General features: G+C 73.2%; 21 protein-coding genes. 12 read left to right on the forward strand and 9 right to left on the reverse strand.

Features of this window, described 5'->3' with window-relative positions; all coding sequences use genetic code 11:
- Positions 1–457: 457 nt before the first annotated feature.
- Positions 458–2,473 carry a GTP-binding protein gene (locus tag ACH427_RS04715; RefSeq protein ID WP_398867920.1) on the reverse strand — a complete coding sequence of 672 codons (2,016 nt, stop codon included), beginning with the start codon at positions 2,471–2,473 and terminating at the stop codon, positions 458–460.
- Between the two features lie 441 nt (positions 2,474–2,914).
- Between ACH427_RS04715 and ACH427_RS04720 the strand changes: the two genes are divergently transcribed.
- Positions 2,915–3,718 (forward strand): hypothetical protein, encoded by an 804-nt coding sequence (locus ACH427_RS04720; protein ID WP_398867921.1) that lies wholly within the window; start codon positions 2,915–2,917, stop codon positions 3,716–3,718.
- Positions 3,719–3,753: 35 nt separating this feature from the next.
- On the opposite strand, the gene ACH427_RS04725 is transcribed toward ACH427_RS04720, so the two are convergent.
- Positions 3,754–4,563, reverse strand: coding sequence for a GntR family transcriptional regulator (locus ACH427_RS04725; RefSeq protein WP_398867922.1), 810 nt, complete (start codon positions 4,561–4,563; stop codon positions 3,754–3,756).
- A 566-nt stretch (positions 4,564–5,129) separates the two neighbouring features.
- On the opposite strand from ACH427_RS04725, the gene ACH427_RS04730 reads away from it, so the two are divergent.
- Positions 5,130–6,179, forward strand: coding sequence for a DUF2637 domain-containing protein (locus ACH427_RS04730; RefSeq protein WP_366006868.1), 1,050 nt, complete (start codon positions 5,130–5,132; stop codon positions 6,177–6,179).
- Between the two features lie 33 nt (positions 6,180–6,212).
- Here ACH427_RS04730 and ACH427_RS04735 read toward each other — a convergent pair whose 3' ends face one another.
- From ACH427_RS04735 to ACH427_RS04745, 3 genes are all read right to left on the reverse strand, one after another.
- Positions 6,213–6,695, reverse strand: a complete 483-nt coding sequence (locus ACH427_RS04735) for an ATP-binding protein (protein WP_398867964.1) — start codon at positions 6,693–6,695, stop codon at positions 6,213–6,215.
- Between the two features lie 276 nt (positions 6,696–6,971).
- Entirely contained in the window at positions 6,972–8,714 is a 1,743-nt protein-coding gene (locus tag ACH427_RS04740) for a pyruvate dehydrogenase (RefSeq protein WP_398867923.1), read from the reverse strand.
- Between the two features lie 62 nt (positions 8,715–8,776).
- On the reverse strand, positions 8,777–11,254 hold the full coding sequence (locus ACH427_RS04745; protein ID WP_398867925.1) for a protein phosphatase 2C domain-containing protein: 2,478 nt from the start codon (positions 11,252–11,254) through the stop codon (positions 8,777–8,779).
- Positions 11,255–11,358: 104 nt separating this feature from the next.
- Between ACH427_RS04745 and ACH427_RS04750 the strand changes: the two genes are divergently transcribed.
- Positions 11,359–12,057 (forward strand): LuxR family transcriptional regulator, encoded by a 699-nt coding sequence (locus ACH427_RS04750; RefSeq protein ID WP_398867927.1) that lies wholly within the window; start codon positions 11,359–11,361, stop codon positions 12,055–12,057.
- Positions 12,058–12,169: 112 nt separating this feature from the next.
- Positions 12,170–12,652, forward strand: a complete 483-nt coding sequence (locus tag ACH427_RS04755; protein WP_398867928.1) for a DUF456 domain-containing protein — start codon at positions 12,170–12,172, stop codon at positions 12,650–12,652.
- Positions 12,653–12,702: 50 nt separating this feature from the next.
- Here ACH427_RS04755 and ACH427_RS04760 read toward each other — a convergent pair whose 3' ends face one another.
- The 4 genes from ACH427_RS04760 to ACH427_RS04775 form a co-directional block, all read right to left on the reverse strand.
- Positions 12,703–13,206 (reverse strand): methylated-DNA--[protein]-cysteine S-methyltransferase, encoded by a 504-nt coding sequence (locus ACH427_RS04760; protein WP_398867965.1) that lies wholly within the window; start codon positions 13,204–13,206, stop codon positions 12,703–12,705.
- The gene (locus ACH427_RS04765) at positions 13,203–14,717 is read right to left on the reverse strand and encodes a DNA-3-methyladenine glycosylase 2 family protein (RefSeq protein WP_398867929.1); all 1,515 of its coding nucleotides are present in this window, start codon (positions 14,715–14,717) and stop codon (positions 13,203–13,205) included. Before ACH427_RS04765 ends, ACH427_RS04760 begins: the two co-directional genes overlap by 4 nt.
- Before the next feature lie 619 nt (positions 14,718–15,336).
- Positions 15,337–16,428: a ribosome small subunit-dependent GTPase A gene (gene rsgA / locus ACH427_RS04770; protein WP_398867930.1), complete on the reverse strand. Its 1,092-nt coding sequence runs from the start codon at positions 16,426–16,428 to the stop codon at positions 15,337–15,339.
- A 209-nt stretch (positions 16,429–16,637) separates the two neighbouring features.
- Complete coding sequence (locus ACH427_RS04775) at positions 16,638–17,843, reverse strand: YihY/virulence factor BrkB family protein (protein WP_398867931.1); 1,206 nt, start codon at positions 17,841–17,843, stop codon at positions 16,638–16,640.
- A gap of 233 nt (positions 17,844–18,076) precedes the next feature.
- Between ACH427_RS04775 and ACH427_RS04780 the strand changes: the two genes are divergently transcribed.
- From ACH427_RS04780 to cysD, 8 genes are all read left to right on the forward strand, one after another.
- The gene (locus tag ACH427_RS04780) at positions 18,077–19,324 is read left to right on the forward strand and encodes a GAF domain-containing protein (protein WP_398867932.1); all 1,248 of its coding nucleotides are present in this window, start codon (positions 18,077–18,079) and stop codon (positions 19,322–19,324) included.
- A gap of 524 nt (positions 19,325–19,848) precedes the next feature.
- Complete coding sequence (locus tag ACH427_RS04785; RefSeq protein WP_398867933.1) at positions 19,849–20,418, forward strand: GNAT family N-acetyltransferase; 570 nt, start codon at positions 19,849–19,851, stop codon at positions 20,416–20,418.
- 119 nt (positions 20,419–20,537) lie between these two features.
- Complete coding sequence (locus ACH427_RS04790; protein ID WP_356458947.1) at positions 20,538–20,621, forward strand: putative leader peptide; 84 nt, start codon at positions 20,538–20,540, stop codon at positions 20,619–20,621.
- 164 nt (positions 20,622–20,785) lie between these two features.
- On the forward strand, positions 20,786–22,483 hold the full coding sequence (locus tag ACH427_RS04795) for a nitrite/sulfite reductase (protein WP_398867934.1): 1,698 nt from the start codon (positions 20,786–20,788) through the stop codon (positions 22,481–22,483).
- Between the two features lie 79 nt (positions 22,484–22,562).
- Positions 22,563–22,742 carry a hypothetical protein gene (locus ACH427_RS04800; RefSeq protein WP_398867935.1) on the forward strand — a complete coding sequence of 60 codons (180 nt, stop codon included), beginning with the start codon at positions 22,563–22,565 and terminating at the stop codon, positions 22,740–22,742.
- Positions 22,739–23,431, forward strand: coding sequence for a phosphoadenylyl-sulfate reductase (locus ACH427_RS04805; RefSeq protein WP_398867936.1), 693 nt, complete (start codon positions 22,739–22,741; stop codon positions 23,429–23,431). Before ACH427_RS04800 ends, ACH427_RS04805 begins: the two co-directional genes overlap by 4 nt.
- A 20-nt stretch (positions 23,432–23,451) precedes the next feature.
- Entirely contained in the window at positions 23,452–23,985 is a 534-nt protein-coding gene (cysC, locus tag ACH427_RS04810; RefSeq protein WP_398867937.1) for an adenylyl-sulfate kinase, read from the forward strand.
- Positions 23,982–24,902, forward strand: a complete 921-nt coding sequence (gene cysD, locus ACH427_RS04815; RefSeq protein WP_398867938.1) for a sulfate adenylyltransferase subunit CysD — start codon at positions 23,982–23,984, stop codon at positions 24,900–24,902. Before cysC ends, cysD begins: the two co-directional genes overlap by 4 nt.
- The last annotated feature ends 138 nt before the right edge of the window (positions 24,903–25,040 follow it).

Consider the following 25,040-nt stretch of genomic DNA (forward strand, 5'->3'; position numbering starts at 1 on the left):
TGGTGCGGGTCCGTTGCCGCCTGCGGCGGGAGCGCCCTGCGGGCGCGGCCTCAATCGCCGGCCGGGCTTGGTTTGTGGTGGGTGCCGGGGGCGGGTCTTCCGGGCTGGGGACCTGGAACGCGGTGCGGTGCGGGTCACGCGGATTGAGTGCCCCGAATTCGCACCGCGTTCCAGAACCCCACCCTCCAGCCCCACCCCCTCCCACCGGAGAGCAAGTGCGGGACGTGTCCGCATCAGGGTTCGCATTCAGCCCGTCCGGCGATTGAGGACGCGGCCGCAGGCCGCTCCCGCCGCAGGCGGCGAACCGGCCCGCAGGTCGGGGTCTGGGGCGCAGCCCCAGTTCCAGGGCGCGCCACGTTGTGGGGGTCTGGGGGCTCGCCCCCACGCGGCGGAGCCGCACATCGGACGCAGCCGGGAAGGGGCGGGGTGGGGAAAAGCCCGCCGCAGGCGCGGCGAATCACAGCACCGTCAAATGCCGCAGATATTCCGCCCGATTCAGCGGATTCCCATCCGTACGGGCCCGCGTGGGCGGCGAGCCCACGCAACGGCGATCCTCCGCCGGCATCGAAAACCACACCCCCTCCCCACCGGAAAGCGCCGGCAGACGCCGCTCCAGCGACGCCACCCGCCCCGCGGCAACCACCCCCTTGAGAACGCAGACCGCACCCCCGACCGCCGTATCGGAAATCCGCGCCCCCACCGAAGCGAGCGCACCGCTCACACCGTTCAACGCACCTGCGGGAACCTCCAGTTCGAAGGCGTGGCACGGCTCGTACACCTCCGTTCCCGCGGCCGCCAGCGCGGCCATCAGCACCAGGGGAGTCACCTGGCGGAAGTCCGCCGCCGTGCTCACCGGGCCCACGAAACCGGAGCGGGTCAGGGTGACGACGCAGTCGGTGACGGGCCAGCCGCACAGGCCCTGGGTAAGCGTGCGGTGGGCGGTCTCCTCGATGGCCCGGTCGAAGGCGAGCGGCAGGGCGCCGAGTTCGGTGTCGCGGCGGAAGACGTTGCCCGACCCCGGCGGACCCGGCTCGACGCGCAGGCCGACCGTGGCCCAGAAGTCGTGGCCGCCGTGGCGCTCGATCCGCTCGCACGCCTCGCCGGTGCCGGCCGGCCGCTCACGATGGACCGTGCTGCTGGGTTCGAAGAGCGCGTCGACGCCGAACTCCTCGCTGAGCGTCGCCGCGATGATCTCCTTCTGCACCTCGCCGTAGAGGAGCACGGAGGTGCCGCCCCCGGCGGGCAGGGCCCGGGTCCCGATGAGGGGGTCCTGGTCGGCGAGGGCGGTGAGCGCGGCGTGCAGCCGGGCCGCGTCGGCGGCGCGTACGGGCCGGACGACCGTCTCCAGGCTCGGGCCCGCGAAGTGCGGCGCGGTGGGGCCCTCCTCGCCGCTCCCCAGCCGGTCGCCCACCCGGACGCGCGGCAGGCCGCGGACCCTGGCGATGCCGCCCGCGGTGAGGCGGTGCCGGTCGCCGGGCGCCGCGCCGATCACGTCGAGGCCGGTGATCCGGCCGGAGTGCCCGGACCGCGCGCCGTCCCCCTCGCGGCGGTGCAGCGTAACGTGCTGACGTTCCGTCAACTCTCCGGAGAACAGGCGCAGATACGCCGTCTTCTCGCCTGACGCGCCCCGCTCCACGGCGAAGACCGTCCCGGCCGGTCCGTCGCCTTCGGCCGAGCGTACCGGCAGCCAGGTGACGATGCCGTCGAGGAGTGCCGTGACGCCGTCGCCGGAGAGCGCGGAGCCGAAGTACACGGGGTGGACCAGGCCGCGCGCGGTGCGGTCGGCGAGCAGGGCCCGCAGTTCGTCCGCGCCGGGTGGCGTGCCGTCGACGAGCCGGGCGAGCAGTTCGTCGTCGGCCTCGGCCAGGGCCTCACCCACCGCGTCCCGGAAGGCCGGGTCGGCGAGGGAGGCCGGGACCGTACGGGCGCCGGGCGTGCCGATGCCGTCGACGGTGCCCATCGGCACGACGGCGGGCGCGAGCCGGCGGCGGATGTCGGCCAGCGTCCCGGCGTCACGCGCCCCGGGCCGGTCGGTCTTGTTGACGAAGATCAGCGTGGGCAGCCGCAGCCGCCGCAGGGTCTTCATCAGCACGCGCGTCTGCGCCTGCACGCCCTCGACGGCGGACAGCACGAGCACGGCGCCGTCGAGCACGCCGAGGGCACGTTCCACCTCGGCGATGAAATCGCTGTGGCCCGGGGTGTCGATGAGGTTGACGTGGCGGTCGCCGACGCGGAAGGGGGCGACGGCGGTACGGATGGTGATGCCGCGGCGGCGCTCCAGCTCGCCGCTGTCGGTCAGGGTGCTGCCGTCGTCGACGCTGCCGAGCCGGTCGATGGCACCGGTGTCGAAGAGGAGGCGCTCGGTGAGGCTGGTCTTGCCGGCGTCGACGTGGGCCACGATGCCGATGTTGAGGGTGCGGCCGGTGTCACTCGCGGTGGCCCGGGTGCGGGAGGTGCTGCTGGTGGTGTGCATACGCGAAGAAGTCCTCGGGAACGGTCGTCCGGTCGGGGCGCTGGGGGTTTCCGAGGCTTCCGCGCATGTCCGTGTCTCCCGAGGTCTGTTGTGTTCTTCGCGGTCCGCGGTGGCGCGGGCGCCGGCCATCCTGCCAGCCGTATCCCACTTAGAGCGAGGCATTTTCCGCGTGCCGGGCGTGCTGCCGGGGGCCGCCGAGGCGGACCGAGGCGAACGGGAGGGCGACTTCAGACACCCTTTCCGCGCACACCACATGAGCACCCCGCCGCTCATAGGTCCGTTCACTCTCCGGTAATCTTCCGCTACTGCTGGAAGTCGCCCGCCCTTTGTGAATTGCTTCACACCTGACCCTTGGCCGCGTCCGGGTCTTCGTGCTGAGATTCGGGTCACGGCTTCCAGCTCGACGGCGCGCTTGGGGAGGGCACTGTGGCGGATACCGCCATGCGGAATTCTGGGTTGTCGGAGGAGCCACCAGGGTCACACGGGCCGGACCCGCAAGGGGACGATCCCCTCGAACGAGCCGTATGGCGACTACGGTCGCGCGCCTGCTGGGACGACGCCGCCGCGCTGCTCGCCCCGCACGCCGCCGAGGAGCCGGGCGCCGCGCTGCGGCGGACGGAGGTGCTGACCGAGCAGTGCGTCTACACCGCCCGGGGCTGGGGGGCCGCGGAGGACGCGCTCCGGTCGGCCGAGGCGCTCGCCACGGACGACGAGGAACGGGGCGCGGCGGCCTGCGAGCGGGGCCATCTCGCTTACGCGGCCACCCTTTTGGGCGTACGGGACCGGGCCGACGAGGCGCGGTCCGCGCTGGGCCGGGCGGCCGCGCTGCTGGCTCCCGCCTCGCCGACGCGGCCGTTGCTGAACTTCCGGCGCGGGCTCATCGCCCAGCACCTCTCCGAGAACCCCTCCGACGCCACCGCCGCCTTCCAGCGCGCCCACGCGGGGGCGGCCGCGCACGGCCAGCGGCTGCTGCTGTCCTTCACCTGGCGGCATGTGGCGGCCATGGCCGAGCACGACGGCAAGCTCGCCGAGGCCCGGTACGGCTTCGCGGAGTCGCTTCGCATAAGGGAAGAGCTGGGCTATCTGATCGGCATCGCCCCGGCGCTGGCGTCGCTGGCCGCGGTGCTGCCCGACGCGGACGAGGCAACGCGCCTGCGCGCGGAGGCGGGCCGGCTCGTACGGCTGCTGGGCGGCGTCCCGGCGTGGCTGGCGGACCGGCTGTCCCCGACGGCGGCACCGGACTGACGGGCGCGGCCGGGAGACACGAGGGCGCGCGTATGTCAGCGCGCTCCCCCGAGGTGTCCGGTCAGCAGCGCCTCGACCCGGGCCGGGTCGCCCGCGGCCAAGGCGTCCAGCAGGGCCAGGTGTTCGGCCGCGTCCGCGACCAGGCAGGCGGTGCGCACGGCGGGGCCGTGGGCCACGGGCCACTGGGCGCGGCGGTGCAGCTCCTCGGCGACGGCGACCAGTTGGCGGTTGCCGGAGAGGCCGAGGAGCGCGCGGTGGAAGGCGCGGTCGGCCTCGGCGTAGTGGGCGCGGTCACCGGTCGCCGCGACGGCGGCGGCCGTCTCGGCGAGGGGCCGCAGGTCGGCCCAGCGCGCCGCCGGGACGGTGCGGGCGAGCCCCAGCACTGCCGGGACCTCCAGGAGGGCGCGCACCTCGGCGAGTTCGGCGAGGTCGCGGGCGGTGCGGCGGGTGACGCGGAAGCCGCGGTTGGGGACGACCTCGACGGCGCCCTCCAGGGCCAGCTGCTGCATCGCCTCGCGGACGGGCGTCGCGGAGACGCCGAAGCGCTCGCCGAGCGCGGGCCCGGAGTAGACCTCGCCGGGTATCAGTTCGCCGCTGAGCAGTGCCTTGCGCAGGGCGTCGAGGATCTGCCCGCGCACGGAGTACCGCTGCGGCATGCGGCGTGCGGGAGCGGACCGCGGCGCGGGGACGGTGGCCGGGGCGCCGTACGCGTCCTCGCCGTAGGTCTCCTGGCCGTGGACGTGCTCACCTCGGACGTGGCCGTTCGGCACGCGGTGCGCGGTGGCCTGTCCGGGCACGCCGGCGCCGGGCCGCGATGCCGCGCTGTGGGGTCTGCCCTGCTCCATGTGGGGTCCTCCTGTGTCCATCCGAACCATAGGCGGACGTTCTGACAGTTCAAACCCCGAACCATCCGGGTAAGGTAAGGCTTGCCTGCAAACGATCGTGATTCGGTGGTATCGCACCGCCCCGGCGGGGCGACGGCCGCGGGGCCCGCGCCGGGCGGTGCCGAGCTCGACGCGTCCCTCCGGACACCACCGTGCCACGTGCGGGCGGTGCGGCCTTCCGTGCGCCGGCCGGACCCATGGGCGAATCACCGCGGACCCGCGACCGGGCGAGCCGCCGCCTCTGCCGCACCCTGCGCCCCGGTGACACCTGCCTCACCCGCCCTCGCACCGGTGATGCCGTACGAGGAGCACGTATGACCACAAGCCGATTACCTTCACACCACTCGATCGAGTGGAGTGAAACGAACGTAATTCCCTTTTCGCTAGGCGGCGTTCGAATACTCCCACACCTATCTGTATGCCCTTGGCGTCCATTGGCAGGCAGTTGCCCGGAAACCCTTTGGCGAACGGTCCGATTCCGTCAGGATGGCGCGCGAAAGGCCGTACTGCTATGCAAGGGACGCAAGATGAGAGTGACCGATATACCGCTGAATTGGATGCTCCCCAGTGTGGTGGCGCTCGCCGGGGCCGTGGTGGCGGTGACGGTGCTCGCGCGCGGCGGCCGGAACGGCGGCGCGGACGACACGGGGGCTCCCACGGACTCCTGGGAACGCACCGAGGAGCGCAGGCGCCGCAAGGAAGCCATCTACGGCAGCGCCTCGTACGTACTGCTCTTCTGCTGCGCCGCCGTGGCCGCCGCGCTCTCCTTCCACGGGCTGGTCGGCTTCGGGGTGCAGAATCTGGGCCTGACGGGCGGCTGGGAGTATCTGGTGCCCTTCGGTCTCGACGGCGCCGCCATGTTCTGCTCGGTGCTCGCCGTGCGCGAGGCCAGCCACGGTGACGCGGCGCTCGGCTCCCGGCTGCTGGTGTGGACCTTCGCGGGCGCGGCGGCCTGGTTCAACTGGGTGCACGCGCCACGGGGGATGGACCACGCGGGCGCGCCGCAGTTCTTCGCCGGCATGTCCCTCTCGGCCGCGGTGCTCTTCGACCGCGCGCTCAAGCAGACCCGCCGGGCAGCGCTCCGCGAGCAGGGACTCGTGCCCCGCCCACTCCCCCAGATCCGCATAGTCCGGTGGCTGCGCGCCCCCCGCGAGACCTTCGGCGCCTGGTCGCTGATGCTCCTGGAGGGCGTGCGGACGCTGGACGAGGCGGTCGAGGAGGTCCGCGAGGACAAGCGGCAGATGGAGCGGGACCGGGTGCGGCGGCGCGAGGCGGGCAAGCTGGAGCGGGCCCGCATCAAGGCGTACAACCGCCAGCACCGGGTCTGGGGCCGCGCCCGCACCGGGCGCCAGGTCGAGGTGACCGGGCCCGCCGTGCCCGCCGCGGCGCAGCCGCCGCAACTCGGCGCGGAGCCTTCCATAGCGGCCGAGGGACAGCTTCCCGTACGCGCGCGCCCGCTCCAGGCGGTGAGCGGCTCTGATCCGATCGACCTCACCGCCGAGGACGACACCCAAGCCATCCCGCGGCTCGACTCGCTGGAGGCCAAACTCGCCCAGATCGAGCGACAGTTCGGCTGAGCCCCCATGAGCCCTGGGTCGCCCCGACGCGGTTCAGGGCTCTTGGGCGTCCAGCTCGAACCAGACCGTTTTTCCCACGCCGTGCGGGCGGACGCCCCAGCCGTCGGCGAGGGAGTGCACGAGCAGCAGACCGCGGCCCGAGGTCGCGGTCCGCTCGATGCCGTCCGTCCCGTCGTCCGGTCCGCCGGCGCGGGCGCCGGGGACGCGCAGGGCCGGGTGCCTCGCGACGAAGTCCCGCACCTCGACGCGCAATCGCCCCTTGGCCCTTGCCTCCGCGCCACCGGTGAGCGCGGCCTTCACCACCGCCGCCCCGTCGGTGTGCACCAGGGCATTGGTGACCAGCTCGCTCGTCAGCAGCTCGGCCGTCTCCGCGCGCCCCGGTGCGCCCCAGTGCGCCAGCAGCGCGCGCAGCTCCGCGCGCACCTGGCCCACCGCCGTGAGGTCCCGGCGTACGAGCCGTCTTTCGAAACATGGCCCCGAGGACGCCGGCGCGCCCCCCGTTCCGCTCGCCGCCATGCGCTCCGCGGCCCTTTCCCGGCCCGCGTGGCCGTCCGCGCTCGCCAAGCCTGCAGTCCGCCGTTTCATCCTTCCCTGTCCCCGACCCCTCCCCGGCGCACCGGCATCGAACACGTTCACGCTCGCTCACGGCAATGCATGCCCCGGCCCGCCGACGGCGACTCCTGTTGACCCATCAACAGAGCGATATGACTGGAATACCGATGCCCTTCGGACCGCGCGTGAATATGCCGTCGGCCTGTGGCGAACAGAGGTTTTCCGCGCGGCATTCCGTGGTCAGGGACGCGGTACGTTGCGGAGATTGGAGCGCGCCATCTGAAGCATCCGGCCGACACCGCCGTCGAGCACGATCTTTCCCGCGGAGAGCGCGAATCCGCTGACCATCTCGGCACTGATCTTCGGGGGGATCGAGAGGGCGTTGGGGTCGGTGACGATATCGACCAGCGCGGGCCCCTTGTGCCGGAAGGCGTCGCGCAGCGCGTCACGCACCTGCTTGGGTTTCTCGACCCGCACGCCGTGTGCTCCGGCGGCCCGGGCGAGAGCCGCGAAATCGGGATTCCGGTTCGTCGTCCCGTACGAGGGGAGCCCGCTCACCATCATCTCCAGCTCGACCATGCCGAGCGAGGAGTTGTTGAAGAGGACGACCTTCACCGGCAGGTCGTACTGCACGAGCGTGAGGAAGTCGCCCATGAGCATGGAGAATCCGCCGTCGCCCGACATCGCCACGACCTGGCGGCCGGGGTCGAGGAACTGGGCACCGATCGCCTGGGGCAGCGCGTTCGCCATCGAGCCGTGGGTGAACGAACCAATCACCCGGCGGCGGCCGTTGGGCGTGAGATAGCGGGCCGCCCAGACGTTGTTCATACCCGTGTCGACGGTGAAGACCGCGTCGTCGGCGGCCTCCTCGTCCAGGACGGAGGCGACGTACTCGGGGTGGATCGGGGTGTGCTTCTCGACCTTGCGCGTATACGCCTTGACGACCCCCTCCAGGGCGTCGGCGTGCTTCTTGAGCATCCGGTCCAGGAAGGCGCGGTTGCTCTTCGCCCGCACCTTCGGGGTGAGGCAGCGCAGGGTCTCGCGCACATCGCCCCATACGGCGAGGTCGAGCCGGGAACGGCGGCCGAGCCGCTCGGGCCGCACGTCCACCTGCACGATCCGCACGTCGTCGGGCAGGAAGGCGTTGTACGGGAAGTCGGTGCCCAGCAGGATCAGCAGGTCGCACTCGTGGGTGGCCTCATAGGCGGCGCCATAGCCGAGGAGCCCGCTCATGCCGACGTCGTAGGGGTTGTCGTACTGGATCCACTCCTTGCCCCGCAGGGCGTGCCCGACCGGCGCCTTCACCCGCTCGGCGAACGTCATCACCTCGTCGTGCGCGCCCGCGGTGCCGCTGCCGCAGAAGAGGGTGACCTTCCCGGCCTCGTCGACCATCCGGGCGAGCGCGTCGATCTCCGCGTCCCCGGGCCGTACGGACGGGCGGGAGGGCAGCGGCGCGTGATCGGGGCCCGCGTCGGGGGCCTGCTGCCCGGCGATGTCACCCGGCAGGGAGATGACGCTGACACCGCCCTGCCCGATCGCATGCTGGACGGCCGTGCGCAGCACCCGGGGCAGCTGCCGGGGGCTGGAGATCAGCTCGCTGTAGTGGCTGCACTCGCCGAACAGCCGGTCCGGGTGGGTCTCCTGGAAGAAGCCGGTGCCGATCTCGCTGCTGGGGATGTGCGAGGCGAGGGCCAGCACCGGGGCCATGGAACGGTGGGCGTCGTAGAGGCCGTTGATCAAGTGCAGGTTGCCGGGACCGCAGGAGCCCGCGCAGGCGGCCAGTCTGCCGGTCAGCTGCGCCTCGGCACCGGCCGCGAAGGCGGCGGTCTCCTCGTGGCGGACCTGGACCCAGTCGATGGCGGCGTTCCGCCGGACGGCGTCCACCACCGGGTTCAGGCTGTCGCCGACGACTCCGTAGAGCCGCCGTACCCCGGCGCGCACCAGGATGTCGACGAACTGCTCCGCCACCGTCTGCTTCGCCATCGGACCTCCTCCGGATCGAGTCTCGGTCGGCTCCTTCCCCTATGAACCCACGGAACACATGGCTATGCCTCCCAGAGCGCGCACGCGGTGCGGTCGTCGGCGTACCCCGTCACCCGCAGCTGGGCGTCCCCGAGGAACGCCGCGAGACCCGGCGGCTCGCCCCCGGACCAGCGGCGGGCCAGCTCCTTGCCCAGCTCCGGTTCGCCGCGCAGCGGCTCGGCCATGCCCGTGCTGCACAGCAGCAGGCTGTCGCCCGGCCGGGCGACCGACGCCCGGAAGCGGAACGGCTCGCCCGGCACCTCGGCCGGTTCGACGGGCGGGGTGCCGCCGGGGGTGGGGATGCCCAGGTCGATGGTCATCCGCTCGTCGGGCGCGGTGCCCTGGTCGACCGCGGGTTCGAGCCCCGGGCAGATCTCCGTGGGCTCCGGGTCGAGATCCTGCCAGGCCCCCTCCCGGAGCCGGAAGAGGCCGCCGGTGCCGACGCCGAAGAAGACGCGCGTGCGGCAGGCGGGGTCCGCGGTCAGGAGCAGGCAGCGGACGGCGGCGGTGTACTCCTCGGGTCGCAGGCCCAGTTCGGCCGCGCGGGCGCGCAGCCTGCCGTACGAGCGGTCGGTGAGCCGGTGCAGCCCCGACCTCAGCTCGCCGCGGCGCCCGCCGCGGATGTCGTCGGCCAGCCGGGCGTGGCTGCGCCCCACGGCGCCGCCGAGCCAGGCGCAGATGTCCCGGGCGGCGCGGTGCGCCTCGCCGGCCGCGCGGGTGCCGCTGGCCATCGCGATGAGGACCAGGGCGCCGTCACCGTCGCCGAAGCGGGTGGTCAGCAGGGCGTCGCGGCGCGGCTCACCGCGATAGCGCGCCGAGTCGCCGCGCAGCGAGGTGGCGCGCAGGGTCACCGCGCCGTAGCAGGCGCCGTCGAGCACGGTGTCCGGCACGACGTCCGCCAGGTGCCGGGGATCACCGGCGGGCCAGGCGGTCGGCTCGGCGTCGTACGTGGGAGGGCGCTCCCCCACGAACTCGGCGGCGCGGGCCGGCTTCCGCGGCTGCCTGGGCACGATCGGCAGCCGTGGCGGCCGCTCCTCGGCGGGCTCGGGACGCGCGGAGAAGAGGGCATCCCAGGGCTGCGTGGTCTGCGGAGGCTGGGAGGCGTCGCGGGGCTGGGGCGACCTGGCGGGCGAGAGGGGCTCGCGCGACCGGCGGGATCCGGATGCCAGCGGGTCGCCGGGCTGCCGGGGGTCGGTGGGCGCGGCGGCGGGGTCGCGCGGTGGGCGGGAGGACGTGGGGAACAGGGCATCGAGGGGCGAACGGGGATCGGTGGACGAGAGGGAACCGCGGGCCGGGCGGGATCCGTTGGGCGGGAGAGATTCGCGTGACCGGCGGGAATCGCCTGGCGGCTGAGGGTCGCGCGAGCGACGTGAAGCGGGCGCGGCGGGCGCCTCGTTCGACCGGGACGGCAAGGGTTTGCGCGAGGGCGCCGCCCCGCGCGGCTGCCGGTCGCGTGGAGCGGGCGGGGTGTCGCGCGGCTGTTCGCGCCGTGGCGTCGGCAGCGCCGCCCGGCGCTCCGGGGGCGCGGCCGGCTGCTCGGTGACCGGCTGCTCGGCGTCCGGGGAGGGCGGGCCTTCTTCGGACGCCGGGGCGAGTCGGCTCTCCTCGGCCTCCTGGGGCGTGTCCGTGTCCCGCGGGGCCTCGGAGGCGGCCGTCTCCCGGGACTTCGGGGACCAGAGGGGCTGTCGTGACTGCGGAGGGCGGGGCGGCAGCGGTCCCTCCCAGGTGTCCCCGGGCTCCGGATCCATGGTGGGCTGCTCGTCCTCCGGCTGCGGCAGGCCGGGCGGCGGGAGCGCGTCCCGCACGGGGAGCGGTGCGAGCGGCTCCCCCGGAAGCGGGGACTCCGCGGCGGGCAGCGCCTCCCGCTGCGGTGGCACGGACTGCCCCGGCGGCTTGCGCAGCGGTGACGTGGGCCGCGGGGTGTTCATCGGCCGGGGCGAGGGCCGCCGTACGTTCACGGGCCGGGGCGCGCTCGCGGGCCGGGCGACATTGGCCGGCCGCAGGGACTCCGGGAGCTTCACCGGCTTCTCGGTCGGGCCGCTGGGGTCGGCCGGCTCGGGGAGCCGGGGCGGCGGGGCGGGGGCGCGGGGCGGTGGCACCTGCCCCCTGGTATCGGGCGGGGGCACGTCCCTGGTGATCCGCTGCGCCCTGTCCGGTGAGGGGAGCGGGGGCGGCCCCACGAAGTCGTCGGGCGGCTGGAGTTCGGGCGGGCCGGGCAGGCCCCGGGTGTGCGGTGCTCCGTAACCCATCGACAGCGAGGGGAGCCCTCCCGAGGGAGGAGCGGGCCGGTCGCCGCTGTCCCTCACGGCGCGCGCCGCCCGCCCGGCCGGTTCCGCTTCGGGCACGGCACCCGTCGCTCTGACGACCGCGGCGACGGAGGTGAAGCGCTCGTCGAGGCTGTCGTCCGCGGCGGCGGAGCCGGTGTCGGGTTGATTCTTGTCGTACAACTCGCCCCACCAGGCGTCCTCTTGGCCGGAGCGTTGATCCCCCTGCTGACTCATGCCCTTATTGTCCACACCTCGGGGCATACGGGAAGAGTGCACGAAGGAACCGCCCCCAGGGATGATGTCCGCATTCGAAACGCGGTCGCGGGGAGGGATGTCGCTTGCTCAGTGCCATAGGTCTGGACGCCGTCCGGGAGACAGGGCAGTGCGAGCGGCCGGCCGAACGGCCCGCCGGGGACAGTGCGGTGGAACTGGTGACCGGTTACCACGCCGTCGCCGAACGTCTGTTGCGACTGCGGCTCGCCGCCACCCGCGAGATCTGCACGCTGATGGCGGACAGAGCCTGGCTCACCACGGGTGACGCGGTCAACGGCGTGCACCAGCGCATGGTTGTCGGACGTGACGCTCCGGCGCGCGGCGGCGCTCCCGCGCCGGTGTCCGGCCACGGCGGGCCGACGGCCCGGGTCCGGGCCGTCGGCCGGGTGCCCGCCGAGTTCGTCGTCGCCGACCGCGCGGCCGCGCTGGTGGCGCTGTCCCCGCACAGCGCCCTCGCGGTGCGGCCCGGCGCGCTGCTCACCTCGCTGGCCGACCTCTTCGAGGACGAGTGGCACCGGGCGCTGCCCTTGCGGGCGGGCGCGGACGACGCGCCGTACGAGGCCGCCCGGCCGGACGCCGCCGACCTGGAGGTGCTCTCGCTGCTGCTCGCCGGCCGGACGGATGCCAGCGCCGCCAAGCAGCTCGGGCTGGGCCTGCGGACGGTGCAGCGGCGGGTGAAGCGGCTGATGGAGCTGGCCGGGGTCACGACCCGGCTCCAATTGGGCCGGCACGCCGCCGAACGAGGCTGGACGGCACCGCGCTGACCTGCACTGATCCACTCACGGACCGATGAACGCCGACGGTGGGGCGAATACCGGCCACGCTGTCCGCAATCGTCCGGAAGCGGTGCCGCGCGCCTTCCGGCAACCTTGGTCCATGGGGACGTGGCAGCTGGTCCTGGTCGGCCTGGTGATGCTGCTCGGCCTGCTCGGCGTGGTGACCCCGGGGGTGCCCGGACCGCCGATCGTCTGGGCCGGAGTGCTGTGGTGGTCGCTGACCCAGCGGACCGCCCTGGCCTGGGCCGTGCTGGCCGGTGCCACGGGGGTGCTGCTGCTGAACCAGGCGGTGATCTGGCTGCTCCCGGCCCGGCACCTGCGGGGCGCGGGCATCACCCGCCGCGCCTTCCTGGTGGCGGGTTCGGCCGGGATCGCCGGGTTCTTCCTCGTGCCCGTGCTGGGCGCGGTCCTGGGCTTCGTCGCCGGGCTCTACGGGATGGAGCGGCAGCGCCTCGGCGGGCACGGCGAGGCGTGGGCGTCGACGCGGAACGTGATGCGGGCGCTCGGGACGAGCGTCCTGGTCGAACTGTTCGCCTGCCTGCTGGTCGTGGGGGCGTGGATCGGATCGGTGTTGCACGGGTGATCTTCCGTGACCCCGATTGACAGATCGTCCAGTTCCGTTGACCAGGGCGGTCAAGCGCGCGGCGCTTCGAGACCGAGCAGCAGCCGCTTGCGCTCCAGCCCTCCCGCGTATCCGGTGAGCGAGCCGTCCGCGCCGATCACCCGGTGACAGGGGCGCAGCACCAGCAGCGGGTTGGCACCGATCGCGCCGCCCACGGCGCGGACGGCGGCGCGCGGGGCGCCGATGCGGGCGGCCAGTTCGCCGTACGTGGTGGTGGAGCCGTACGGGACGGTGTCGAGCGCGTCCCAGACCCGGCGCCGGAACTCCGTCCCCCGCACGGCGAATTCGAGCGCGAAATCCTTGGCCTCCCCCGCGAAGTAGGCCGCGAGCTGGCGCCCGGCCTCCGCGAAGGCGCCGGGGTCGCGCTGCCAGTCCGGCTCCACGGTGGCGCCGTTCTTCTGCCCCGGCACGGACAGCGAGACGAGGGCGGTGCCGCCGGGCGCGGTCGCGGAGGGCGTGCCGGCGAGCAGGAGCGGGCCGAGGGGGCTGTCGATCTCGGTGTAGAGCACGGTCAGGCGTCCTTCGGTGAGTCGGTACGGGGCTCGGCGGCGCGGAGCCGCAGGTGGTGCAGGGCGTACGAGCGCCAGGGGCGCCAGGCGGCGGTGTCCGCCGCCTTGTCCCCCGTTTCGTCCTTCGCTTCGCCCTCCGCTTCGTCCTTCGCTTCATCCTCCGCTTCGTCCTCCGCCAGGAAGACGTCCGGGTCGCCGAGCGCCCGCATCCGGATGTGGCCGGCCGTCCGGGCGTCGATGCCGGGCAGGGCGAGCAGGGCGCGTTCGGCGGCGTCGCGGTCCGCGCCGGGGTCGAGCCGGACCGTGCCCTCCGCGAGGGCGGTGGTGAGGGCGCGCAGCGCCCGGCGGGCCGGCTCCGGGATGTCGTCGAGGGCGGCGCCCGCGAGGGTGCCGGCGTCGGGGAAGACATGGGTGAGGGCGCCGTCCGGCGCGGCGAGGGGCTTTCCGTACGCGCTCACGAGCCCGCCCGCGAGCGCCGCCGCCTCCCCGGCGGCCCTGCCCCGGGCCAGCACGGCGCGCACGGCGAGCTCGTCCCCGTCGGCCGCGCCGGGCGAACGCAGGCCCGGCCGGGCGTCCACGAGGGGCCGCAGCAGGGGGTCGGCGCGCAGGCGCTCGGCGACGGCGTACGGATCGGCGTCGAGGTCGAAGAGGCGGCGCATCCGCTGCACGGCGGTGGCCAGGTCGCGCGGGTCCGACAGGTGCAGGCGGCAGTCGAGCCACTGGCCGGGGCGCGCCGGGGCCGGCTCGCGGACCTCGGCGACGGCGGTGCCGTACGGCAGGCGCAGCGTGCGGCGGAAGAGGCGGGCGCCCGGGGTGCCGCGCGTCTCCTCGATGCCGGGGACGGCGTTTTCCTGGAGGTGGTCGAAGATCTCCCGCGCGGCGTACGGGCCTCGGTGGGCGAGCCGCAGCGGGATGCCGGCCGCGGTGGTGGGTGCGGGGCGGCCGGCCGCCGAGGCGCGCAGGGCAGTGGGCGTGCAAGCGTAGATCTCCCGGACGGTGTCGTTGAACTGCCGGACGCTCTTGAACCCCGCCGCGAACGCGATCTCCGTGACCGGCAGTGACGTCGTCGTCAGGAGGATCCGCGCGGTGTGGGCGCGCTGGGCCCGCGCGAGGGCGACCGGCCCCGCGCCGAGCTCCGCCGTGAGCTGGCGGTGGACCTGGCGCGCGCTGTACCCGAGCCGGTCCGCGAGGCCCTCGACGCCCTCGCGGTCCACGACCCCGTCCCCGATCAGCCGCATCGCCCGGCCGACGAGATCGGCCCGTACGTTCCACTCCGCGGACCCCGGCACGGCGTCCGGCCGGCACCGTCGGCAGGCCCGGAACCCGGCGCCCTGCGCGGCGGCCGCCGACGCGTGAAAACTCACGTTGACCCGCTTCGGGGTGACCGCGGGGCAGCTGGGCCGGCAGTAGATCCCCGTGCTCGCCACACCGAAGAAGAACTCTCCGTCGAAGCGGGCGTCTCTGCTGCTCACCGCTTGATAGCGGGAGTCGTCGAGGGAGGTGGGGGCGGCTTGCACAGGTCCAGTCTGCGGGATCGCCTGCGGCTGGCCTGGCGGGAATCGGACGTGGTGGTTCGCGGGTGGGTTCACCGTTGCCTGGTGCGGGTCCGTTGCCGCCTGCGGTGGGAGCGCCCTGCGGGCTCGCCGTTGCCCTGTGCGGGTCCGTTGTCTGGTGCGGGTTGTTTGTGCTTTCGGTGGGGCGGCCTCAAGCGCCGGCCGGGCTTGGGTTTGTGGTGGGTGCCGGGGGCGGGTCTTCCGGGCTGGGGACCTGGAACGCGGTGCGGGCGCCCTGATGCGTATCGAGTGCCCTGACAACGCACCGCGTTCCAGAACCCCACCCTCCAGCCCCACCCCCTCCCGCCGGAGAGCGAGTGCGGGGTGGTGGGGCGCGCCCGTCCTTTCAGCCCGTCCGGGGTGCTCATTGCCACACGGGCGCGCCAGTCGTTTCATTTCAGCGGGTGCGCCGGTCCTTTCTTTTCAGCCCGTCCGGCGCTTGAGGACAACGCGCGAAGCGTGTTGCGGGGTCTGGGGCGCAGACCCAGTTCCGGGGCGCGCCACGTTGTGGGGGGGGCTGGGGGCTCGCCCCCAGCCGCACATCAAGACGCAGCCGGAAAGAACCCCCACCCCACGACCAGCGTCAGCGCCCCCGTTTGCGAGCGGACATCTCCCGCCCCGCAGCCTGCTTCCGCTTCCACTCGCGCCGGATCTCCGCCCGGAGCCGCGCATCGGTTCGGGCCGCGATGCGCTGGTTCTCGCGGAGCAGCTTGCGGTAGCTGTCGAAGCGGCGCTGCGGGAGGTCGCCGGAGGCGAGCGCCTCCAGCACCGCGCAGCCCGGCTCGCTCTCGTGGCCGCAGTCGTGGAAGCGGCAGCGCGCCGTGAGTGCCTCGATCTCCGCGAACGCCAGTGCCACCCCGGCGTCCGCGTCGTAGAGCCCCACCCCGCGCAGGCCCGGTGTGTCGATGAGGACGCCGCCACCCGGCAGCGGCAGCAGGTTGCGCGTGGTGGTGGTGTGGCGGCCCTTGCCGTCGCTGTCGCGTGTGGCGTTGACCTGCTGGAGGTCCTCGCCGACCAGGGCGTTGGCGAGCGTGGACTTCCCGGCGCCGGACTGGCCCAGGAGCACGGACGTGCCGCCGGTGAGCGTCGCGGCGAGCACGTCGACGCCCTCGCCCGTCGTCGAGCTGACCGCCAGCACCTGCGCGCCCGGCGCGGCCGCCGCGGTGTCGTCGAGGAGGTGGCCGAGGACGACGGGGTCGGCGACGAGGTCGGCCTTGGTGAGGACGACCACGGGCGCCGCCCCGCTCTCCCAGGCGAGGGTGAGGAACCGCTCGATCCGGCCGAGGTCCAGCTCGGCGGCGAGGGAGGAGGCGATCACGGCGTGGTCGACATTGGCGGCGAGGATCTGGCCCTCGGACCGCTGGGAGGAGGTGGACCGGACGAAGGCCGTACGGCGCGGCAGCAGCGCCCGTACGAATCCCCCGGCGAGGTCGACGGCCGCCCAGTCGCCGGTGCACATGATGCGCAGCGGGTCGCCCGTGGTGACGAGCGCGGTGTCGGCCTGGACGGTCCGTACGCCTGTGCCGTCGGGGACGACGAGGTCGCAACGGCCGCGGTCCACGCGGACGATGCGGCCGGGCGTCAGGCCCTCGGCGGCGTACGGGGCGAAGCTTTCAGCGAACCCCGCGTCCCAGCCGTAGCGGGTGAGGGGGTGCGGAGCGGTGAGCTCGGACAAGAGGGGAGTCCTTCAGGAGAGAGTGGATCGTTACCTGCTTCCGTGTGCGGGCAGCGCCCGTCGCCGTGACAGTCATCGGTCCTCACCTCCTGTTCCTGCACCTTGTTGTGCGAAGCGATCGTATGCGGGGGTGCGTACGATCGCCATGGGTTTTCCGCCTCGCGGCAGGACGCCCCGCGGGCGCGGCTGTTGCCGGAACGATCCGGCTCCTACTGCCCGCCGTTCGGGCGCGCGTGCTTGCCCGGAGAGTCCTGCTTCGCGTGCTTCGGGCGGTGTTCCGGGCGCTGGATGCGCGAGCGTACGTCCTCCGGCGGGAGGAACTGCGCCCAGCGTTCGGGGAATTCCGACGGCGGTTCGCGGTCCTGGCCGGCGGCACCCTCCTCCGCCTCGTCGTCGAAGTCCTCCTCCAGGCCCGCCTCCAGCGCACGGGCGGCCCGCTCCGCGGCCTCGCGGGCCCGGGCCACCGCGCGCTGCCGGTCGACCTCCGCGCGGGCGCCGGCCGTCGCCACGGACGGCCAGACGCGGTCTATGGCGGCGTTCACCGCGGCGCCGACGAGGACCGCGAAGGCCGAGACGCCGATCCACAGCAGGACGGCCACGGGCGCGGCGAGCGACCCGTAGATGGTGAGGCCCTCCACGGTGTGGGTGAGGTAGACGCGCAGCAGGAGGCTGCCGATCACCCACATGGTGAGGGCGACCAGCGCCCCGGGGATGTCCTCCTGCCAGGGCGAACGGACCGGCACGGACACGTGGTAGAGCGTGGTGAGGAAGGCGACGGAGAGCAGGATCAGGACCGGCCAGTAGAGGAAGCGGACGAGGTCCGCGCTCCAGGGCACGACGTTCACCACCTCCTCGGGACCGGCCACCATCAACGGCAGGACCACCGCCCCGATGACGAGGGCGACGACGTAGAGAAGGAAGGCGAGCAGGCGGGTCCGGACGATGCCGCGCTTGCCCTCCAGCCCGTACATGATCGTGATCGACTCGACGAAGACGTTGACGGCCCGGGAGCCGGACCACAGGGCGACCGCGAAGCCGATCGAGATGACGTCCGGGCGGCCCTTGGTGACGTCACGGAGCAGCGGCTTGGCGATCTCGGTGACGCCCTTGTCGCTGAGGACGGTCGCCGACGCCTTGAGGATGTTCTCCTGGATCGAGCCGATGGTGTTGGTGCCGGTCCAGTCGTCGAGATAGCCCAGCAGACCGAGGAGTCCGAGCAGCAGGGGCGGCAGGGACAGCAGGGTGAAGAAGGCCGCCTCTGCGGCCAGGCCGGTGACGCGGTACTCGACGCAGGAGTTGACGGTGTCCTTGAGGAGCAGCCACGCCATCCTGCGTTTCGAGACATTTCGATACAGGACCCTGGCCCTGTGGAGCCGGCCGACTCGCCGCCCCGCTCGTTCGTTTGCTGCCTGCACGCTCTAACCGTATCGGCCCTGGCCAGGTTGGTTCGCACAGTGGCCGAGCGGGCCCGCGAGGGGGCGGCGGTGGCGGAGTCCGGGCGGAGGGTGATGCTGCGCCGACTCGGCACCACCCTCCGGCCGCTCGTGAAAAGGTTCCGCCCGCGCACTACCGGACCGCAACGGTTGCATGGAGTTGCAATCGCGCGGATGCCCTCACACACGGGGCTCCGCGGCGGCACCATGGCAACGTGAACCGCGGAACGATCGACTCACGTCTGCTGCCGGCCGTCCGCGAGGCTTGCCTCGGCGACGGCGCACCTCCTGCTCCGCCCCGCCCGGTGATCGGGGAATCCTGGCGCCGGGTGCGGCTCCACGGCCTCGACCCGGAGCACGGCGGCTCGGCTCCGCCCCCGCTGCCGGTGGAGGAGGTCGAGCACCGGCGGCACACCTCGCAGTTGGGCGGCCTGCTGCCGCAGCTCCGCGAGGGGCTGGGCGCCTTCGTGGACGTGGAGCGCCACTTGCTGGCCATCACGGACGGCGAGGGCCGGGTGCTGTGGCGGGAGGGGAGCCGGGGGGCGCTCCGCAGTGCCGACCGGCTGGAGTTCGGGGTGGGTGCCGCGTGGACCGAGGAGCGGGTGGGCACCAACGGCATCGGCACGGCACTGGTGGAGCGCCGGCCGGTGCAGGTGCACTCGGCGGAGCACTTCGTACGGACCCACCACGCCTGGACGTGCGCGGCGGCTCCGCTGCACGACCCGCGCGACGGGCGGCTGCTGGGCGTCGTGAACGTCAGCGGCCCGGCGCCCGCCTTCAATCCGGGGACGCTCCCCCTGGTGACGGCCGTCGCCAAGGTGGCCGAGGGGGAACTGCGCGCCCGGCACTGGGAGTCCGTGGAGCGGCTGCGTTCGGTGGCCGCGCCGATGCTCTCGCGCCTCGGCGGCCGGGCGCTGGCCGTCGACCGGGAGGGCTGGATCGCGGCGGTGACCGGGGCGGCACCGGTGGGCCGGGTGGCGCTGCCCAAGTCCGTGCAGGCGGGGCTGGTGTGGCTGCCGTCGCTCGGGCTGTGCTCGCTCGAACCACTGCCGGACGGCTGGCTGGTACGGGTCGCGGAGACCGCGCAGCCCGACGCCCAGCCGAACCGGGTGGTGCTCGACCTGCGGCGCGCCCGCGACTGGACGGTGACGGTCTCCGGCGCCGCGGGCCAGTGGTCGCAGGAGCTGAGCCCGCGCCACGCGGAGCTGCTCTACGTCCTGGCGCTGCACCCGGCCGGCCGGACGGCCGCTGAACTGGCGGCGGACCTCTTCGGCGACCCGTCCCGCACGGTGACGGTACGGGCGGAGATGTCCCGGATGCGGCGCACGCTGGGCGGGGTACTGGGGCATCGCCCGTACCGCTTCGCGGACGGCATCGAGGTAAGGGTGCTCTCGCCGACTCCCCCGGACGACCTCCTGCCGAGCTCGACGGCACCGGCGGTCATGAGAGCGCGACGCGGGTAGGCGGCGGCCGGGCGGGTTCTGCCGCGGGCCCCTGCCGCTGCCTTCGGCGAGCGCCCTGCGGGCGTGTCCTCCAACATCCGCAGTGATCACTGGGAGAGCCTGACGACACCGCCGCGCGGCGGCCGGTGCGGGTATGGCGGCTGGGTGGGGTTCCCGAGACGGGTCCCCCGCGGGCACGGCCACCAACATCCGCAGCTGCCGCCGAGACCGGACACCCCGCACACGACCGACAGCCCGCGGCCCCTCCAGCCCGCCCGGCGATCGAGGACACCACCCCGCAGCGCCCGGCACGGCAACGGCGACGGCCGGGGTCCCCTGAGACGAGCCCCCACGGACACGCCTCCACATCCCCGGCCGCCACCAAGAGTTCCCACCAGCCGGACACCCCGCACACGACCGACAGCCCGCGGCCCCTCCAGCCCGCCCGGCGATCGAGGACATCGCCGCGGCAGCGGCCGGTGCGGCGGCCAGACGACCCGCGGCCGGCAGGGGCCACGGCGAAACGCCGTGATTGGCTGAGCCCCATGAACACCCGCACCGTCACCACCTGGTCCCTCGAGCAGATCGCGCCGAGCGATCTGCTCCCCGCTCCCGAGCCCGACGCGTCCGCCGGGATCCGGATCGTCCGGGCCGAAGTGCCCTCGCCCGAGTTCAGCCGGTTCCTCTACACCGCCGTGGGCGGGGACATCGTCTGGACGGACCGGCTGCGCTGGACGTACGAGCGGTGGGAGGCGTTCCTGGAGCGGCCCGGCGTGGAGACGTGGGTGGCGTACGACCACGGGACCCCGGCCGGTTACATCGAGCTGGACGCGCAGGACGACGGCACGGTGGAGATCAGCTACTTCGGTCTGCTCCCGGCGTTCCGGGGCCGCCGGATCGGGGGCCACCTGCTGTCGTACGGGACCGCGCGGGCGTGGGACCTGGCCGAGCGGTGGCCCGGGCTGGCGCCGACGAAGCGGGTGTGGGTGCACACGTGCACGCTGGACGGGGAGTTCGCGCTGGCGAATTACGAGCGGCGGGGGTTCCGGCTCTTCGACACCGCGGTCACGGACGAGCCGCTGGTGCCCGCCCCGGGACCGTGGCCTGGAGCCTGATCTTCCACCCCTAGGCCGGGACGGCGCGCAAGGACGCGCCGTCCCATATGGCGATACTCAATCGTCCGCCATACGGACAATGGTGGACTCTCCCGAGACCGCCATGCCACGCTTCCGTCATGTCCCGCGCCGGAGTTGCCTTGGTGAGTCGACGTCACGTCGATCTCGGCCGCATGTCCAGCGCCATCTGTCCGGCGCGCTGACAGCCTCAGCCCCACCGCGCCCCCTCCTTTTCCCCGTACCCCGCGCCAGCGTCGGCGCGTCGGGCCATTTCGGCATACGCGCAGGTCAGCAGGGCCTCTCTCAAACCTGGGGCCGCTGCTCGCCGACGCGCTCCCGAGCGCCACCCCCAGAAGGACAGATCGCCATGGCTGCCACCTCGGACCTCCCCGTCGCCGCCACGTCCCGCCGCAAGGCCGGCCGCCACCGCGGCGAGGGACAGTGGGCCGCCGGCCACTTCACCCCGCTCAACGGCAACGAGCAGTTCAAGAAGGACGACGACGGTCTCAATGTGCGGACACGCATCGAGACGATCTACTCCAAGGCGGGCTTCGACTCGATCGACCCCAGCGACCTGCGCGGACGGATGCGCTGGTGGGGGCTCTACACCCAGCGCAAGCCCGGGATCGACGGCGGCAAGACCGCGATCCTGGAGCCGGAGGAGCTGGATGACAAGCACTTCATGCTGCGGGTCCGCATCGACGGCGGGCGGCTCACCGTCGCCCAGCTGCGGGCCATCGGCGAGGTCTCGGAGCAGTACGCCAGAGGCACCGCGGACATCACCGACCGGCAGAACATCCAGCTGCACTGGATCCGTATCGAGGACGTGCCCGCCATCTGGGACAAGCTGGAGGCGGTCGGGCTCTCCACCACCGAGGCGTGCGGGGACTGCCCCCGCGTCATCATCGGCTCGCCCGTGGCGGGCATCGCGGCCGACGAGATCATCGACGGCACGCCCGCGGTGGACGAGATCCACGACCGCTACATCGGGAGCAAGGAATTCTCCAACCTGCCGCGGAAGTTCAAGACCGCGGTGTCCGGCTCGCCCGTCCAGGACGTCGTGCACGAGATCAACGACGTCGCCTTCGTCGGGGTGGTCCACCCCGAGCACGGCCCCGGCTTCGACCTCTGGGTGGGCGGCGGCCTTTCGACCAACCCCCGGCTCGCCGAACGGCTCGGCGCCTGGGTGCCGCTGGACGAGGTCGCCGACGTCTGGGCCGGTGTGGTGGGCATCTTCCGCGACTACGGCTACCGCAGGCTCCGCAACCGCGCCCGGCTGAAGTATCTGATGGCCGACTGGGGGCCGGAGCGGTTCCGCCGGGTGCTGGAGGAGGAGTACCTGGAGCGGAAGCTGCTCGACGGCCCCCCGCCCGCGGCACCCGTCTCACGCTGGCGCGACCACGTGGGTGTGCACCGGCAGCGCGACGGCCGCTTCTATGTGGGCTTCGCCCCGCGCGTCGGCCGGGTCGACGGTGCCACCCTCACCAAGATCGCCGAACTCGCGGGCGCGCACGGCAGCGACCGGCTGCGGACCACCGTCGAGCAGAAGATGCTGATCCTCGACGTGCCGGCCGACCGGGTCGACTCCCTCGTCGCCGCCCTGGAGGCACTGGACCTCCAGGTGCGGCCGTCGCCCTTCCGGCGTGGCACGATGGCCTGCACCGGCATCGAGTTCTGCAAGCTCGCCATCGTCGAGACCAAGGCGCGCGGCGCCTCGCTCATTGATGAACTGGAGCGCAGGATGCCGGACTTCGAGGAGCCGGTGACGATCAACATCAACGGCTGCCCCAACGCGTGCGCCCGCATCCAGACCGCGGACATCGGTCTCAAGGGCCAGCTGGTGCTGGACGCGGACGGCAAGCAGGTCGAGGGCTATCAGGTCCACCTCGGCGGCGCGCTGGGGCTTGAGGCCGGTTTCGGCCGCAAGGTCCGCGGGCTGAAGGTGACCTCCACCGAACTCCCCGATTACGTCGAGCGCGTCCTCACCCGGTTCGCCGAACAGCGCGAGGAGGGCGAAAGGTTCGCGTCCTGGGCCGGGCGCGCGGCGGAAGCGGACCTGGCGTGAACAGCACCCGTACGACCGCCGGAACACCGGTGAAGCAATCGGCGACAGGCACTGCACGAACCGGAACAAGGGGAGCGGAATGAGCGGACGGGCCGCCCCCTTCTACTGCCCCTACTGCGGTGACGAGGACCTGCGCCCCTCCGAGGAGGGCCACGGCGCGTGGGAATGCGGAATGTGCAACCGCGCGTTCCGACTCTCGTTCCTCGGGCTACTGGCCAAGGGTCTGACGCCCGGACACCGTGAAGGGGGCAGCACATGACCGACGTGACCGATCTGCGCGACATCGCCGTACGGGCGGGCCGCGAACTGGAGGACGCCCCGGCGTCCGACGTCCTGCGCTGGGCGGCGGACACGTTCGGCGCCCGGTTCTGCGTCACCTCCTCCATGGAGGACGCGGTGGTCGCCCATCTCGCCTCGCGTGTACGGCCGGGCGTCGACGTCCTCTTCCTCGACACCGGCTACCACTTCCCGGAGACCATCGGCACCCGGGACGCAGTGGGGGCCGTCATGGACGTCAACGTCGTCACGCTCACGCCGGAGCACAGTGTCGCCGAGCAGGACGCCGAGCACGGTCCCGCGCTGCACGACCGTGATCCCGATCTGTGCTGCGCGCTGCGGAAGGTCGCCCCGCTGGCCGCCGGCCTTGACCGCTACGACGCGTGGGCGACCGGCCTGCGCCGCGACGAGTCGCCGACCCGCGCGAACACGCCGGTCGTCGGCTGGGACGAGCGGCGCGGAAAGGTGAAGATCGCGCCGATCGCGCGCTGGACGCAGGACGACGTGGACCGCTACGTCGCCGAACACGGCGTACTCACCAACCCGTTGCTCATGGACGGCTACGCCTCCGTCGGCTGCGCGCCCTGCACCAGCCGGGTCGCCGCCGGGGAGAACAACCGCGGCGGCCGGTGGGCGGGCCGCGCCAAGACGGAGTGCGGGCTGCACGGATGAACGGAAACGGGGAGCAAGTGATGAGCGGGGCCACGATCTGGCTCACCGGCCTGCCGAGCGCGGGCAAGACCACGATCGCCAAGGCGCTCGCCGAGCGGCTGCGCGGCGAGGGGCACCGGGTGGAGGTGCTGGACGGGGACGAGATCCGCGAGTTCCTCTCCGCCGGGCTGGGCTTCTCCCGGGCGGACCGGGACACCAATGTGCAGCGGATCGGCTTCGTCGCCCAACTGCTCGCCGCCCACGGGGTGAAGGTCCTGGTGCCCGTCATCGCGCCGTACGCGGACGCGCGCGCGGCCGTCCGCAAGCGCCACCAGGAGCAGGGCACCGGCTATGTGGAGGTGCACGTGGCGACACCGGTGGAGGTGTGCTCGGAGCGTGACGTGAAGGGGCTGTACGCCAAGCAGGCGGCGGGAGAGATCTCCGGTCTCACGGGGGTGGACGACCCGTACGAGGAACCGGCCGATCCGGACCTGCGCATCCGTACGCACGAGCAGAGCGTGGCCGAGTCGGCGGCGGCACTGCATGCCCTGCTGACCGAGAGGGGGCTGGCGTGAGTGGATTCTCCGACGACGGTCTCTACGCGCTGTCGCACCTGGACGTGTTGGAATCCGAAGCGGTGCATATATTCCGTGAGGTGGCGGGTGAGTTCGAGCGGCCGGTGATTCTTTTCTCGGGTGGCAAGGACTCGATCGTGATGCTGCACCTGGCGCTGAAGGCGTTCGCGCCCGCGCCGGTGCCCTTCACGCTGCTGCATGTGGACACCGGGCACAACTTCCCCGAGGTGCTGGCCTACCGCGACCGGGTGGTGGCGGAGCACGGGCTGCGGCTGCATGTCGCCTCCGTGCAGGAGTTCATCGACGACGGGCGGCTGCGGGAGCGGCCGGACGGTACGCGCAATCCGCTCCAGACCGCGCCGCTGCTCGACGCGATCGAACAGAACCGTTTCGACGCGGTCTTCGGCGGCGGGCGGCGCGACGAGGAAAAAGCGCGCGCCAAGGAGCGCGTCTTCTCGCTGCGCGACGAGTTCGGCAGCTGGGACCCGCGGCGCCAGCGGCCCGAGCTGTGGCAGCTCTACAACGGCCGGCACGCGCCCGGCGAGCACGTCCGCGTCTTCCCGCTGTCCAACTGGACGGAGCTGGACGTCTGGCAGTACATCGCCCACGAGAAGATCGAGCTGCCCGAGATCTACTTCGCCCACGAGCGCGAGGTCTTCTCACGGCAGGGCATGTGGCTCGCGGCCGGTGACTGGGGCGGCCCCAAGGACACCGAGCCGCTGGAGCGGCGCAGGGTGCGCTACCGCACGGTCGGCGACATGTCCTGCACCGGAGCCGTCGAGTCCGACGCCGTGACCATCGAGGACGTCATCACCGAAATCGCCGTGTCCCGGCTCACCGAGCGGGGCGCGACGCGCGCCGACGACAAGCTGTCGGAAGCCGCGATGGAGGACCGCAAGCGCGAGGGGTACTTCTAGCCATGACCGCCATCGACTCCCTGACCGGCAAGGCCACGGCCCCGGCCGCGGGCCTGCTGCGTTTCGCGACCGCGGGTTCCGTGGACGACGGCAAGTCCACCCTCGTGGGGCGGCTGCTGCACGACTCCAAGTCCGTGC

The sequence above is a fragment of the Streptomyces sp. NPDC020379 genome, assembly GCF_044387105.1.
Taxonomy (GTDB): domain Bacteria; phylum Actinomycetota; class Actinomycetes; order Streptomycetales; family Streptomycetaceae; genus Streptomyces.